General features: G+C 47.5%; 14 protein-coding genes. 10 read left to right on the top strand and 4 right to left on the bottom strand.

The features are described from left to right. The first annotated feature begins 50 nt into the window (after positions 1-50). The 7 genes from OM95_RS02815 to OM95_RS02780 all read left to right on the top strand — a co-directional run bounded on the left by OM95_RS02815 (position 51) and on the right by OM95_RS02780 (position 8,362). Positions 51-524, top strand: a complete 474-nt coding sequence (locus OM95_RS02815) for an NAD(P)H-dependent oxidoreductase subunit E (protein ID WP_041870096.1) — start codon at positions 51-53, stop codon at positions 522-524. After that, entirely contained in the window at positions 524-1,816 is a 1,293-nt protein-coding gene (gene nuoF, locus OM95_RS02810) for an NADH-quinone oxidoreductase subunit NuoF (protein WP_041870095.1), read from the top strand. Before OM95_RS02815 ends, nuoF begins: the two co-directional genes overlap by 1 nt. Then, on the top strand, positions 1,797-3,380 hold the full coding sequence (locus OM95_RS02805; protein WP_041870093.1) for a 2Fe-2S iron-sulfur cluster-binding protein: 1,584 nt from the start codon (positions 1,797-1,799) through the stop codon (positions 3,378-3,380). Before nuoF ends, OM95_RS02805 begins: the two co-directional genes overlap by 20 nt. Then, positions 3,377-3,901 carry an NADH-quinone oxidoreductase subunit I gene (locus tag OM95_RS02800; protein ID WP_041870091.1) on the top strand — a complete coding sequence of 175 codons (525 nt, stop codon included), beginning with the start codon at positions 3,377-3,379 and terminating at the stop codon, positions 3,899-3,901. Before OM95_RS02805 ends, OM95_RS02800 begins: the two co-directional genes overlap by 4 nt. Positions 3,902-4,542: 641 nt before the next feature. Then, complete coding sequence (gene mutM, locus OM95_RS02790; protein ID WP_041870087.1) at positions 4,543-5,355, top strand: bifunctional DNA-formamidopyrimidine glycosylase/DNA-(apurinic or apyrimidinic site) lyase; 813 nt, start codon at positions 4,543-4,545, stop codon at positions 5,353-5,355. 147 nt (positions 5,356-5,502) lie between these two features. Next, on the top strand, positions 5,503-5,715 hold the full coding sequence (locus OM95_RS02785; protein ID WP_041870086.1) for a hypothetical protein: 213 nt from the start codon (positions 5,503-5,505) through the stop codon (positions 5,713-5,715). Positions 5,716-5,908: 193 nt separating this feature from the next. Continuing rightward, positions 5,909-8,362 carry an acyl-CoA dehydrogenase gene (locus tag OM95_RS02780; RefSeq protein WP_041870084.1) on the top strand — a complete coding sequence of 818 codons (2,454 nt, stop codon included), beginning with the start codon at positions 5,909-5,911 and terminating at the stop codon, positions 8,360-8,362. Positions 8,363-8,418: 56 nt separating this feature from the next. Here OM95_RS02780 and OM95_RS02775 read toward each other — a convergent pair whose 3' ends face one another. Further along, positions 8,419-9,480 carry a hemolysin family protein gene (locus tag OM95_RS02775; protein WP_041870082.1) on the bottom strand — a complete coding sequence of 354 codons (1,062 nt, stop codon included), beginning with the start codon at positions 9,478-9,480 and terminating at the stop codon, positions 8,419-8,421. Positions 9,481-9,704: 224 nt separating this feature from the next. On the opposite strand from OM95_RS02775, the gene OM95_RS02770 reads away from it, so the two are divergent. Next, on the top strand, positions 9,705-10,274 hold the full coding sequence (locus OM95_RS02770; protein WP_041870081.1) for a hypothetical protein: 570 nt from the start codon (positions 9,705-9,707) through the stop codon (positions 10,272-10,274). Between the two features lie 70 nt (positions 10,275-10,344). Here OM95_RS02770 and OM95_RS02765 read toward each other — a convergent pair whose 3' ends face one another. Further along, positions 10,345-10,770 (bottom strand): response regulator, encoded by a 426-nt coding sequence (locus tag OM95_RS02765; protein WP_041870079.1) that lies wholly within the window; start codon positions 10,768-10,770, stop codon positions 10,345-10,347. 119 nt (positions 10,771-10,889) lie between these two features. Beyond that, entirely contained in the window at positions 10,890-12,473 is a 1,584-nt protein-coding gene (locus tag OM95_RS02760) for an Rnase Y domain-containing protein (RefSeq protein ID WP_041870077.1), read from the bottom strand. Positions 12,474-12,608: 135 nt separating this feature from the next. Between OM95_RS02760 and OM95_RS02755 the strand changes: the two genes are divergently transcribed. Next, complete coding sequence (locus tag OM95_RS02755) at positions 12,609-13,070, top strand: OsmC family protein (RefSeq protein WP_291515480.1); 462 nt, start codon at positions 12,609-12,611, stop codon at positions 13,068-13,070. Next, a complete protein-coding gene (gene arfB / locus OM95_RS02750) occupies positions 13,067-13,477 on the top strand; it encodes an alternative ribosome rescue aminoacyl-tRNA hydrolase ArfB (protein WP_041870074.1) in 411 nt (136 codons plus the stop codon). The genes OM95_RS02755 and arfB overlap by 4 nt, the downstream gene beginning before the upstream one ends. Here arfB and OM95_RS02745 read toward each other — a convergent pair. Further along, positions 13,474-14,715, bottom strand: a complete 1,242-nt coding sequence (locus OM95_RS02745; RefSeq protein WP_041870073.1) for an MFS transporter — start codon at positions 14,713-14,715, stop codon at positions 13,474-13,476. The genes arfB and OM95_RS02745 overlap by 4 nt on opposite strands. Between the last annotated feature and the right edge of the window lie 152 nt (positions 14,716-14,867).

The raw sequence follows: 14,867 nt of genomic DNA, 5'->3' as shown, positions 1-14,867 counted from the left end.
GCCCGCAACGTGAAGCAGCTTAGAGTTTTGAAAAATTTAAAGGACAAAGAATGTTTCAACTAAGTGAACAAGGTTTGGCAGAGGTAAAAAAAGAATTGGCTCGCTATGAAGCGAAAGATTCTGCAATCATCCCCAGCCTTTACATCGCACAAAAAGAAAACAACGGTTTCATCACTCCGGAAATGATCACGTATCTTTCCAAGGTGATGGACATCCCTGAAGCACGTATTAACGAAGTTTTTAAGTTTTATACGATGTTCAATCAAAAGCCTGTGGGTAAATATCATGTGCAAGTGTGCACAAATATTTCCTGCGCGTTGGAAGGCGGTCGCGAGATGGCCAGCCACATCTGTCACGAACTGGGTGTGAAATACGGAGAAGTCACTTCAGACGGTCGTTTTACAGTCAGTAAAGTAGAGTGCCTGGGTTCCTGCGGAACTGCGCCAATGATGCAAGTGAATGATACCTACCATGAGAAACTCACTCCGGAATCAGCAATGAATCTGTTACGAGGAATGAAATAATGGCTGAAACAAAACTACTGACAGAATTCTATCACTTGCCAGAGTTTCAAACTTTGGCTGGATACAAAGCTAAAGGCGGATACGAAACTTTGCCGAAAGCTTTGAAGTTACAACCTCAGCAAATCATCGACGAAGTGAAGGCTTCAGGTCTTCGCGGACGTGGCGGTGCGGGTTTCCCAACGGGCATGAAGTGGGGTTTCCTTCCTAAAAACGGAGAACCTCGTTACCTTCTTTGCAATGCCGATGAAGGGGAGCCAGGAACATTCAAAGATCGTATGATGATGGAGCGTGCTCCGCACCAATTGATCGAAGGTATGATCATCTCGGCTTTCGCGATCGGTTCTAATAAAGGTTATATTTACGTTCGTGGTGAATATGTTTACCCGATTGAATGTTTGAATAAGGCAATTAAAGAAGCCTATGCTGCGGGCCTTTTAGGTAAAAACATCTTGGGTTCTGGTTTTGACTTTGACCTAGATGTTTATCGTGGCGCGGGTGCTTACATCTGTGGCGAAGAAACCGGTATGATCTCTTCGTTGGAAGGCTTAAAAGGCCAGCCAAAATTGAAGCCACCATTCCCGGCGGTTCAAGGTTACTTGCGCAAGCCGACGATTGTGAACAACGTGGAAACTTTGGCGGCTGTGACGTACATCATTCGTGATGGCGCCCAGGCTTATCGTAAAAATGGAACAGAAAAATCCGCGGGAACGAAGCTGTTCTCTCTTTCTGGAAACGTGATGACACCCGGGAATTTCGAAGTTCCATTGGGCTATCCTTTGATGGATCTGATCATGAAAGAAGGGGGAGGCATGAAGCCAGGCCGCAAGCTCAAAGCGGTTATTCCTGGTGGTTCCTCCGCTCCTGTTTTAACAGCCGATGAAGTGGCGAAAGCCAATCTGGATTATGAATCACTTGCAGGTCTGGGAACCATGTTGGGTTCTGGTGCGGTGATTGTGATCGACGATTCTCAATGTATGGTGGATATGTTGGGTGTTTTGACTCACTTCTATGCCCACGAATCTTGCGGTCAGTGTACACCTTGCCGTGAAGGCACAGGTTGGTTGAACAAGATTCTTCATTCGATTTTGGAAGGTCGCGGTCGTTTGCAAGACATCGACTTGTTGATCAAAGTGGCTGACAACATGAAAGGGAAAACAATCTGTGCCCTTTCTGATGCCGCCGCTCTTCCTGTGTTGAGCTTTGTGACTAAGTTTAGAGATGAATTTGAATTCTATGTCCGCGAAGGACGTTCGAAAGTAAAAGGAACGACATATGCCGAAATGCACCATTAATGGCAAAGAAGTCGAAGTAAAAGAAGGCACGTCGATCATCGAAGCCATGCAACAGTCTGGCGATCGTATCGCTCACTACTGCTGGCACCCGGGCTTGAGTGTTGCCGGTGTTTGTCGTCTTTGTATGGTGGAGATCGAAGGAAATCCACGTGTACAAATCGCCTGTAACACCATGGTTACGGAAGGCATGAAGATCAATAACACGTCTGAAAAAGTACGTGATGCCGTGAAGTGGGGTCTGGACTTCCACTTGATCAACCATCCTTTGGATTGTCCGATCTGTGACCAGGCCGGTGAGTGTGGTCTTCAAGACCAGTATATGGAATACGGCAAGTACGACCCAGAAATGGCTGAAGCTAAAGTAAAGAAGCACAAAGTGGTCGATCTAGGTCCGACAGTGGTTTTGGATTCAGAAAGATGTATTTTGTGTTCTCGTTGTGTTCGTTTCACTGAAGAAGTGTCTAAAACAAACGAATTGGGTATCTTCAATCGTGGCGATCGTTCTGAAATCGGAACTCACGAAGGTGTTGAGCTTAACAATAAATATTCTTTGAATACTGTTGATATCTGCCCAGTGGGTGCATTGACGTCGAAAGATTTCCGTTTCCGTCAGCGCGTGTGGTATCTCAAAGATGCAGAAACTGTCTGTAACGGTTGCTCTAACGGCTGTAACGTCAAAGTGTACTTCAACAAGGAAGGTTTCTTCCGCGTGAAGCCTGTTTACAATGAAAAAGTGAACGGTTACTGGATGTGCGATGAAGGTCGTGACGTTTATAAGTTCGTGAACAAAGAGACTCGCTTGTTGAAAGCGCAAGTACGCAATGCTTCGGGCTGGACAGAAATGGCTGGCGGAGCGGCGGCGAAGAATGCCCACGAAGTATTGAAAAACACTTCCGGCGATTCTTTGGCTTTGGTTCTGACTGCGCAATACACCGTGGAAGAATTCGACGCGATTGTTTCGACATTCGTGAACGAATTTAAAACGAAGAAGATCTTCTTCTGGATTAACAACAAAGAAACTTTCGACAGCTTCGACGGCCTTCTTCTTCGTGGTGATAAAAACCCGAATACTAAAGGTCTTCTTAAAGTTTTGGAAAAACACGGTATCACGGCAACTTGGGCTGATTTGACTCAAGGACTTGGTAACGGTTCAATCAAAACTGTGGTTGTTGCCGGTCCTGAAAACCAAGCGGTTTTCCCTGACCTCCAAGAACGCGTGAAAGAGCTTTCCAAAGCTCAGAATTTGATCTGGTTGCAAGCGGGTAAAAACGACGCGTTGATGGCTTTGACTGGCAATGTGTGGTTGATCCCGACAAAAACTTTCGTGGAAAAAGATGGCACGTTCATCAACCACGCGGGGCTTGAACAAAAGTTTAAAAAAGTAACGACAGTTGTATCCGAAGCTCTAACTTTGACAGAAGCGGCTTTGTTGCTTGCTGGTAAAAATCTGACGATTCCAACAGCGACCGCGCAACCGTTCATGCCGATGAATCAGCGTGAAGATCAAGTTACCTTGGAAGCTCGCAAGAAGAATGAATTCGTATTTAGAAGAGGCAGCTTATGAGCGTAATGCAAAATAACTCCGAAAAAGCAAAGTGGTACCTGCCAGGGGTCCTGGGTGGCCTGGGCATCACCATGAAGCACTTGCTGGTGAATCTTTTCAACCGCAAGAAAATGATGACGTTGAATTACCCCGAGGAAAAGTATGAATATTCTCCTCGTTTCAAAGGGAATCACGTTTTGACAGTGAAAAAAGACGGATCTCTTCGTTGTACGGCGTGTATGTTGTGCGCGACGAACTGTCCTGCAGAATGTATTAAAATCGTAGCGGCGGAACATAACGACCCTCATGTCGAAAAATTCCCGATCAGCTACGAAATCGACATTCTTCGCTGCGTTTTCTGCGGCTACTGTGAAGAAGCGTGTCCAGTAGATGCCATCCGTTTGGGACCTGAGTGGCAAACTCCAGGCGTGAACGGTGCAAACTTCATTTACGACATCAACCACTTGGCTTATCGTCCAAATCTTAAAGGCGGAATCCAAACACACGTTGATGATGAAGAACGTTTGAAATCTGGTATCTAAGATTTAACGGCGTAACCGTCTTTATATCGAAATTGAAGCAAAAAGGAGTCGTAAGACTCCTTTTTTCTTTCGAAGGCCCTGCCTCTGCAAAGTGGGATTGCCAAATGAGCCCTTGTTCTATTCTGTAGTTTATTCCGTTTTGAAACTGATCCAGTAGTCTGGTTGTAAGCGCGAGGGATTTGGTGTGGAGGAAATACTTTATCGGTGCTCCGTTCAGCACGGCCTCCTGCCTCAGCCACCGCCGGGCTGTCGCCCGGTTCGCGCCATCCAGGCGCCGGTGGAGGCTGAACTCCGACCAATAAAGTATTTCCTCCACACCAAATCTCAGGCTTCGACAAAGTTGACTCGCTTTTCTTGTCCATATTGTGCAGGTTGCTATAACTTGGCACAAAGAGAGAGTTCTTTCTTTCCCCTTAACAAAATCTTTATTGAGGCCTCGCTCGAGGTTCTTAAATCCGCCGAAAGGCCTTCAACCTGGGCTCTGCCCTGTAAAAGCTGGATCTAGAACCAAGACTGCGGACGGTGACGGTTCCTGGTAGGGATTTGCTTCGGAAGATGTTATGGAATAAAAGGGTGGTGAGAAGTTCCACTGGTTTTCGCTATGATAAAGAAAATCAATAAAAGCAATAGGTTAGGTTGAGATGCCCGAGTTGCCCGAAGTCGAAGTTGTGCGCCGAGGTTTGGAAAAGATCCTGAAGGATGAGCCCGTTTTGCAGAAGATCGAGCTAAAAAGGGCGGATCTGCGGGAGCCCATTCCTGCTAAAAAATTAAGCATCTTGGTGGGGGAAAAGCTTTTATCTGTTGAAAGACGAGCCAAATACCTTCTTCTTTGGACTAAAAAAGGCGCGATGCTTTCGCATTTGGGTATGACCGGCACGTGGCGGGTGGCTCCTCCCGGTGACGAGCGTCTGCATGATCATATCTATCTTCATTTTTCCGGAAATCTTCGTCTGGCGTACCGCGATCCACGTCGATTTGGCTACTTTGATTTTGTGCAAAATCCCCTGGAACACCCGAAACTAAAGGGTTTGGGGCCAGAGCCATTGACGAAAAGTTTTACTGGAAAACAGCTTTGGGAAAGTCTGCGTGGTAAAGATGTGGCGATCAAAGTGGCGATTATGGATCAGAAAATCGTGGTCGGCGTTGGGAACATCTATGCCAGTGAAGCCTTATTTGCCGCGGGAATCAGGCCGACGCTGCCAGCGCAAAAACTTTCTCGCGATCGAGCCGAGGTTCTGGCAAACGAGATTAAAAAAATTTTATCTCGCTCGATCGAACTCGGTGGTTCCTCGATCAGCGACTTCGCTCAAACCAGTGGAGAAAGTGGCTACTTTCAGAGGAGTTTTCGAGTCTACGATCGCGCAAAAATGCCTTGTGTGACTTGTGGGCAACAGGTGAAGTCGAAAGTTCTGGGTGGGCGAAACACCTTCTGGTGTTCACGCTGCCAAAAATAATTTTTAAAAATTCGTTTGCTATCAGGCGCCTCTTTTGTGTAATTTGGTCCTTAGTCGAGTTTTAAAACAAAAATGCGGACTTTCTCGAAACGTCAATGAACGTGCTCGAGTGGAATGCACAAATTAATAAACGAAGGGACAACAACAATGAAAGCAATCGTTATCGCTGCTTTGCTAGCACTTTCTTTCACAACTGGTTTCACTTGCTCTAAAAATCAACCTGCTGAGCAAGCACCTGCAACTGAAACAGCTCCTGCTACTACAGAAGCAGCTCCAGCTGAAGGTACACCTGCAGCTACTGAAACAGCTCCTGCGGCTACAGAGACTGCTCCTGCAGCTCCTGCTGGCGAAACTAAGTAATTTAAGCCTTACGGCGAGAATAGCTTAGAGCTACGAACGAAGCCCTCGCAAGAGGGCTTTTGTTTTTTCTCAGTCTTCCTCATGTTTTTTCCATCTCGGATCTATATAGACAAGCGTCCGAACTCCTTGCACATCCTCACATTCCAGAGTCTAATTACTGTGTATCAATTTAAAGGATTAAAGGAGATACATCGTGGATTCTATCAACTCTCTTTATGGGTTTTTCTTAGAGAGCTTCACGTGGGCCTGGGTTTTAGGCTCCGTCGCTCTTTTGTTGTTCGTCGGGTTCTTTGGCAGCCCACTCATCGTTTGGACAATCGCCTTAGCTGCGATTTTGTTCGGTTTCGGAGCTCCCACCTGGTTGTGGATTGTTTTCGCTGTTTTGGCAGTGATCTTCAATATCCCACCAATTCGTACAGCGCTGGTGACTTCGGGCGTATTCGGAATCTTCAAGAAGTTTGAATTCTTGCCGAAGATTTCTGACACTGAAAAAGCCGCGTTGGATGCCGGGGTCGTGTGGATCGAAAAAGATCTGTTCTCGGGAAAACCTGATTTCGGTACGATGATGCAAGAGCCTTACCCTAGCTTGACGGCGGAAGAAAAGGCTTTCATGGACGGACCAGTGAACACTCTGTGTAAGATGATCGATCACTGGCAGATTTATAAGACGAAAGAAATTCCTCAAGATATCTGGGACTACATTCGTAAAGAAAAATTCTTGGGCATGATCGTACCGAAAGAGTACGGTGGTTTAGGATTTTCCGCTCTTTGCCATTCCGAAGTGATCATGAAACTTTCTTCGCGATCTATTTCCGTCGCGATTCAAGTGATGGTGCCAAATTCCTTGGGACCTGCAGAGCTTCTGGCACACTACGGGACTGAAAAACAGAAGACCTACTGGTTGCCTCGTTTGGCCGATGGTCGCGAGATTCCTTGCTTCGGTTTGACCGAGCCTACGGCGGGTTCTGATGCCGGTGCGATCACTTCCTCTGGTATCTTGTTTAAAGATTCTGATGGTAAAATTAAAATCAAATTGAACTGGAACAAACGTTGGATCACGTTGGCGGCGATTTCGTCAGTGATCGGTTTGGCTTTCCGTCTTCGTGACCCTGAAAATCTTTTGGGTAAAGGTGAAGATCTGGGCATCACTTGTGCGTTGATTCCGGCAAGCACACCGGGCGTGGTTTTAGGCCGTCGTCATGATCCATTGAATACACCTTTCTACAACTGTCCGACACAAGGTAAAGACGTCATCGTTGATGCGGAAGACGCCATCGTTGGTGGTATCGGCGGCGCCGGTCGTGGCTGGATGATGTTGATGGAATGTTTGGCGGCAGGTCGCGGTATCTCTTTGCCGGCGCAAGCAACAGGTGGAGCAAAATTGGCGACTCGCGTGACTTCAGCACATGCGGTTGTTCGTCGTCAATTTGGGGTTTCGATTGGTAAATTCGAAGGTGTTGAAGAACCTTTGGCGCGCATCGGAGCGAATACTTACGCTCTGGAAGCTATGCGTATTTTCACATTGGGGGCCTTGGATAAAGGGATTAAGCCCGGTGTGATCACAGCGATGCAGAAATACTATTCTACTGAAATGGGCCGTAAGTCGATCAACGACGCTATGGACATCATGGGTGGAGCGGGTATCTCGATGGGACCTCGCAACGTCTTGGCGGAAATTTATATCGCGACGCCAATCGGTATCACGGTGGAAGGTGCGAATATCATGACGCGCACTTTGATCATCTTCGGTCAAGGGGCTCTTCGTTCACATCCTTTTGCGTATGCGGAAGTGAAAGCCTATGAGGCCAACGACTTGAAAGGATTTGATAGAGCGTTCTTCGGCCATATCGGGCACATCGTGCGCAATACTTGCCGTGCCATTCTTCTTTCCTTGTCACGTGGATACTTGGCATCCGCGCCGGATTGTCATCCGCAAATGAAGATCTATTTCCGTCGTCTTTCGTGGACTTCAGCGACCTACGCGTTGCTTGCTGATATCGCGATGGGCGTTTTGGGTGGCTCTTTGAAAATGAGAGAAAAAATCACCGGTCGTTTCGCCGATATCTTGGCGAATATGTACATCGCGACTTGTATCCTTCGTCGTTTCGAAGCCGAAGGTCGTCGTGAAGAAGATCTAGCTTTTGTGCATTACAACTTGAAACAAAACATGGCTGAAATCCAAAAAGGTTTCGATGGTATCTTTGATAATTTGAAGATCCCCGGTTTGCGTTGGTTCTTTAAAGGCTGGATCGGTGCTTGGTCACGTATCAACTCTATCGGTTCGCAAGCCTCTGACGGTTGGTCACATGCAATTGCCTCTTCTATGATGAAAGAAGGCGGTATCCGCGATCGTCTGACAGACGGCATTTACTTGCCAAAAGAGCGCGGCGAAGCGTTGGGCCGTTTGGAATATGCGATGTCAGTAACTTTGCAATCTGAAGCGGTTGAAAAGAAAATCAAAAAAGCGATCCGTGACGGCGTTCTTCCTAAGAAGAAAGCGCACTTGTTGTTGGACGAAGCCAAGAATAAAAATGTTATCAACGAGGCTGAATACAAACTGATGCAAGAAGCAGAACCAGTTCGTTACGATGCTATCTTGGTGGATGATTTCTCTGAAGAGCAATACCACGCTAATAAAGTTCTTTAATTTGAATGCTTGAATAGAAGACGAAAGCCCCGGCCGCAAGGTACGGGGCTTTTTTTTTAGCGTCGACCGAAAGGTCTGCGGGATTTCGTTGTTAACAAACGCTTGATCAGTCCGTCGTCATCCTCATCGGCAATTTCACCGATGATTTCTTCCAGAATATCTTCCATGGTGATGATGCCCACAACAGTGTCTTTATCGTAAACCAAGGCCATGTGGCTCTTTTTTTCCTGCATCAGTTTGAGGGCTTTTAAGGCGTCATCGCCTTCGTTGACTTTTAGAATCGGTCTGACAATCGAGGGCCAGTTGGTGTCGCCGCTGCCGATATAAGTGATGAACTCTTTCGTGTGCAGCAGCCCCAGGGGGATGCCGGCTTCATTCACAACTGGCAACCGGGTGTGGCCCGAACCGACGGCAAGGTTTAAGACGTCAGAGACAGGAAGATCCACGGAAACCTTCACCGTGTTTTCCCAGTCCACCATCATATCTTCCGCCTGTTTGGCTTCGATATTCACAAGGTTTAAGACAAACTGTCTATGTGTCTTGGAAAGCGAGTCAATACTGATCGAGGTTTCTTCCGCAGCTCCGGGATCATGAAGCGCTCCTCGTGTGGCTTTCTTTTGAAAGACGCGCACAATCGCATGGGTCATGTCTTCTAAAAGATTCACGACAGGTGAAAGAACTTTGTCGAAAGTGAACAAACCTTTAGCCGCCAGAAGGGCAATCTTTTTGGAATTTTTTAAGGCCAGACTTTTTGGAACCAACTCGCCAATCACGACGCTGGCCACGGTGATGGGAATAACCACTATTAAAATAGATAGAGCTTCAGCCAGATCTTCACTGATACCAAAACGCTGTTCAAAGATCGGCGATAAGGATTCTTCAGCCCCCGCACCACCGACCGCCGCAGAAATAGCTCCCACCAGTGTGATACCAATTTGCAGAACAGAAAGCGTTCGTTCTGGCGTCAGGCGCAGTCGCAAAAGCAGACTGGCATTAGAGTCGCCTTTATCGGCAAGCTTGCGTAATTCCACGCGGTTGACGCTGACGAAGGCCATCTCCACAGCAGAAAATAGAGCGTTCAGCGCTAGACAGACTAGCACCACTATAAGTTCGATCATGTGGAGATCTCCGGAATAAAATAAATAGAAAGCTTTGAATTTGAATAGGTCGGATAAGGGTCAGGATCCATAGATTGTTTTTTAAGATATCAAAGAGGCGGGGTGTCTACCTATTTGAATTGCAATGCGTCACCAAAATGTGGACATTCTGTTTGATTTTTTGATGTCCTCTGGGCAGAAGAAGCGGCACAGCAATCAAAGATTCTAATGACTTGAGGGGGCCCATGAAAATCCTGATGTTTGTTTTAGGTCTATTTCTTTCTTCTTCCACTTTCGCAGCTTGGTCTGAGGACTTCGCACAGCTTAAGGATGTCCCGCGCAGTTATGAGGATTCCGGTTCTATTTGCGAAGAAGTGGCGCGCATTGAAATGCAACGCGAGTATGCAAAACCTCAATATGAAGTTCTTGTCGGCATCGCTTACGGCAGTGAGTCCCGTGTGATCGGCGAGTTGGACATTGTCATCTTCGACAACAATTTAAATAAAGTCGTGAAGATCGGTGAGGTGAAGTGCTGGAAAGACATGCGTGGCGGCCTAGAAAAGGCTCAGGAGCAACGTGCTCGTTTCATGAAGGCGATTCGCTCCAGTGCAAGTCTGCGGTTCTTTTCGACGTCGACAAAAGAAAACTTTTCAGCGGAGCAGTTTAAGTTCGTGAAGGAGTTCTTCTCGATGGGACAGAAGGGGACTATCGAAGCCGGATATGATCAAGAGTTGCCTTACACACTTACAGAAATGCGCAACTATCGTTACGAAATGATTCGCTGTCAGAATCGTAAAGAATGCGCCCGTCCCTAATCTGAAGATATGGATGTGGGTGCCCTCCACAATGAAGCAAAGGGCACCTCTCGTCGTTCAATAGGTTTCCCTAAACCGAACGTAAAATAAAATTAAATGAACGCATCATCGAGCTGAAGGCCTGACGCTTGTTAATGAAGCCCATGTACGTGAAGTTACGTACTAAGGGAAGCTCCAGTTCTTCCTCGCTATGACCTGTGTAAATGACGACAGGAATGGGTTTACGCAACTTGTGGACCTTTCTTTCCGTCAAAAGTCGGTCCATCAGAAGAAGCGTATCGCGGCCTCCCATTTGTGGCATTTGCCAGTCTAAAACCACCAAATCAAAATGTCTGTTCACAAGAAGAGGAATGGCATCTTGTCCGTCAAACGCCATCGTCACATCGCATTTGTAGTGATCCAAGATGTGTGACATGAGTTTTACAGAGTCTAAGCTATCATCTATGACCAACACGCGTTGAGCGTGCTGCTTTTCTAAGGATGTTTCGATCACCATGAAATTCTCCCTTGCTACCCCTTTATTTGAACCTAAAGTGGGTCGGAGAATCTTCTAAAACGAGAAAGATGATAGGGTTTTAATAAAAGGTCTGTTGTTAAACAAAAAGAACTCGCGTTTTATGCGAGTTCTTTCCTTGTTTGTTCTGTCACAACGGTTTCGCGAACAACCACCACCTTGATTTGTCCAGGGTAGTTGCATTCCTCTTCGATGCGCGCGGCAATCTTTTTAGAAAGATCCAACGCTTGAGAATCATCCACTTTCTTTCCATTCACAAGAACGCGACACTCGCGTCCACCGCTCAGGACGAAGCAGTCCGTAACGCCAGGGAAAGAACGCGCGATGTCTTGAAGTTCCGACACCTTTTGATTGTAGGATTCAATCGTTGAGCGGCGCGCTCCGGGGCGCGCTCCGGAAACCGCATCGGCGGCAATTACTAAAAAGGCATGATCTGTCGAAGGTTGCTCGTCAAAGTGATGGGCCTTCACGGCATGAACCACATCCGGCGCCTCGCCACGGGCTGCGATAAAGTCAGCGCCGATGACGGCATGGCCGCCTTCCATGACGTGATCCATGGATTTACCGATATCGTGCAGCATGCCCACTCGGCGCGCTTTTTTGATATCCAGGCCCAGCTCTGCGGCCATCAAGCCCGCCAGCCAGCCAACTTCGCCACAGTGGAAATATTGGTTCTGTGTAAACGAGTAGCGGTAACGCAAGGAACCCATCATTTGACGAACTTCCGCATTCAAACCGTCTAGTTTGAGTTCCTTCGCCAAAGCATCACCATCGTGTTTGATGTTTTTGAAAAGTTCTTTCTTCTGATTTTCGGCAATTTTTTTAATGAAATCAGGATTGATATTTTTCTTCTCTTTAAAAATACGCTCTAAAGTTCGGCGAGTCAGTTCACGACGAACAGGATCGAACCCGGCCACGCCGACCATGTCCATGCCTTCTTCAACAATGATGTCGCAACCGCAAGCATCCTGAACGGCTTTAATATTATTGCCATTGGGGTCGCAGAAAAGTTTACGGATGTGATTGTCGGGGAAATTCACGGCACCGATCCCGCGTTCTGCACAGTAAGGACGGGCAAAACGGTCGATGACTAGGCTCAGGATTTTTTTCGCGCGTTGTTCGGCGTGTTCTTTCAAGTCCTCTTCGGATTCCTGAATGAAGCGGGCGGCGCGACGGCGGGAATCTTCTTCCATTTGGGTCTTCAACTGATTTTTGAATTCTTCTGCCGAGGTTCCCAGTCTTTCCGTAAGCTTTAGAACAAGATCTTTATTGAGACCTTTTTGGGTCTCTTTCAGTTTATTCAGTTCAGCTTCCTGGCCACGCAAGGCTTGTTCCTGGCTCTTCACCTCGGACTCGCGCTCTTGCAGTTTCTTTTTTTCTTCTTGAACAATCGAATCGGCTTTGGCTTTTTTTTCGTTGGCGAGCTCTTGCAGTTCTTCGATGCGACCTTCAACCTTCAGCATATCCGGTTCAACTTTGGTCCACATTTCCATTTCAATTTCTTGAACGCGCTCTTTTTCTTCCAGAGCTTTTAGTTCCGCAACTTCTTTGGCTTCGCCCACGATATCAGCGGCTTCTTCGCGCGCATGACGCAAAGTGCGTGCGTTCAAGATTTTGTGCAAGGCCCAGCCTGCGCCACCACCGGCGATCAAAGCAAATAGAGCTGTAGCAATCATTGCAATCATAAAGGTACTCCTAACCCTCTTAGTCTACCGTCCCTTATGTTCCAACGCAAATGATCCCCTCATGTGAGCATTGCTTTACTTCTGGCGTTATGAATTGTAGCCTTTTTTAAAGAGTCCGGAGGAAGAATGGGGCTTATGGAGTGTCAAACAAAATGGATCGGCAAACTGGGCTTTGAGGCCAGGGTTCGGCATCACAAATTTCTTATCGACGGGAAGCCCGAAGATGGCGGTCAGGACCAGGCGGCCACGCCCAAGGAAATCATGCTTACGGCCATTTGCACCTGTTCGGGAATGGACGTTGTCTCAATTCTGCAGAAAATGCGACTGAATCTTCAGTCTTGTGATGTTCTGGCGCAAACCGCTACCACCGAGACGCATCCGAAAATTTTTAAAGAAGTGAAGCTCCAATATCAGATTGTCGGCCCGGATATCAAACCTGAACAAGCACTCAAAGCCGTGCGCCTGTCCATGACGAAATACTGCGGCGTCAGTGCCATGGTCGCGAAGGCGTCGCCCATTCACTATGAAGTTTTCGTGAACGCAGTCAAAGTCGGAGAGGCGTTTGCGGATTTCACGCCACCGCCGGATACAAAATGATTTCTATTCAGATTCCATTCGCCGAAATGGATTTCACTTACGCCCGTTCCCGTGGGCCGGGAGGCCAGAATGTGAATCGCACCAATTCCGCCGCCATTTTGCGGTGGAATTTATGGGCCTCCACCTCCTTGAATGCAGAGCTCAAGGAACGTCTGAGTCTGAAATTGCACGGCAAGTTGACAGAAAGTGGCGATCTCATCATTCGCAGTGATGTGCATCGCGATCAAGATCAGAATCGCTCGGAATGCATTCGTCGCCTGCACGAAACCCTTCGTAAGGCTTTATTTGTGCCGAAAAAAAGAGTGGCGACGAAGCCGACAAAAAGTTCTCAGCGCAAAAGACTGGAAAGCAAAAAACAGCATTCTGAAATCAAGTCTTTGCGCCAAAAAGTGCGCTCGGAGTCTTAGACGACCGGCTCGGCCAAATGCGCATCCGCAGATTTGTTTGGCGCACTTTCGACCGCCTGAATTTTCTTAGAAAGATAAATCGCCACGAAGGTAAAGGCCACGGCTACGTAGCCGACGACGTTGTAATTTTCCAAACGACCGGCGCTGTTTGTCGTCACAATCCAACCGGCGATATAACTTGAAACAGCCGAAGATAATTGCTGCACACAGCTGACGATACTCATGAAGCTTCCGCGGTTTTGCGGCTGCGCCGTCCCTGAAACAAGAGCTGTCGCCGGAATCATGCGTCCCCCAGACGAGACGAAGAAGAAAGCGCAGATGGCAAGGATCAACCATAAAGGTGTCGTGCTAAGATGCGTGATCACCCAATAAGGCAGCAGTGTGATCAAGGCGCCCCAGAGGAAAACCTTGTGCTTACCATAGCGGTCTGCCAGACGCCCGATGTAAGGGGAACTGAAGATCGTAAAAAGACCTCCGGTCATGTACATAAAGGGAAGCTCGGCTTCAGTCATTCCGGCATTGGCGACCAGGGAAGGCGATAAAAAAGGGATGATGGCGAAGTGCCCAAACATCACCGCAGACATGAACAGCAAGGCGCGCCGCTGATTTTTGTTGTGCAGAATGCGGGTGATAACTCGGTGAATGGGCTCTTTCGGGCGTGCCTCCATCAAATGCAATCGCAGAGGTGGGACGCGAAGATAGATCACTACACAAAGAGCTAAGGAAATGGCACCCAGAAATAAAAACGGGGCGTGCCAGGAAAACTGATTGGCTAAGAAAAGACTGAACGGGACACCCAGGACCGAGGCCATAGAAAAAGAAGTCATGATCACGCCCATGGCGCTACCCCGACGTTCGTAAGAAATCGCATCACTGACAATGGAAAGGACCAGAGAGCTTAAAACGCCGCCGAAAATTCCCGTCAATCCTCGTGCGAAAAGCAAAGTTTCATAATTCGGCGAAAGTCCGCAAGCCACCGTGCCTAAAGAGAATCCGACAAAGAAAAAGAGCAGGCTCAGTTTGCGATCGAACTTGTCCATGAAGAAAGAGGCGAAAAAGCCACTCAAACCCGCACTGAAAGTATAAGATGACACAAGGAGTCCGAACTGATGCGGATTGATCGAGAACATGCGCATCAGTTGCGGCCCCAGCGGCATCATGATCATGAAGTCGACGATAGAGCTGAATTGAATAGAAGCCAGAATGCCTAGGAGAATCTTTTCTTGTTTAGAAAACACGGCGGGGGTCCTTTTTGTTGACGCCATCTAAAGTAACCGATAATTCATTTCTATGGCAACAGTTTGGAAGTTTACAAAATTTGTGTTGGGTCTGGTCATCGTCATGGCTCTTCTGTGGGTGGTTGTGGCGAATTACAGTGTTATTTTTTCTA

Source organism: Bdellovibrio sp. ArHS, assembly GCF_000786105.1.
Lineage (GTDB): Bacteria > Bdellovibrionota > Bdellovibrionia > Bdellovibrionales > Bdellovibrionaceae > Bdellovibrio.
The sequence above is the reverse complement of the archived record's forward strand: the minus strand, read 5'-3'. Positions and strand labels throughout refer to the sequence as shown.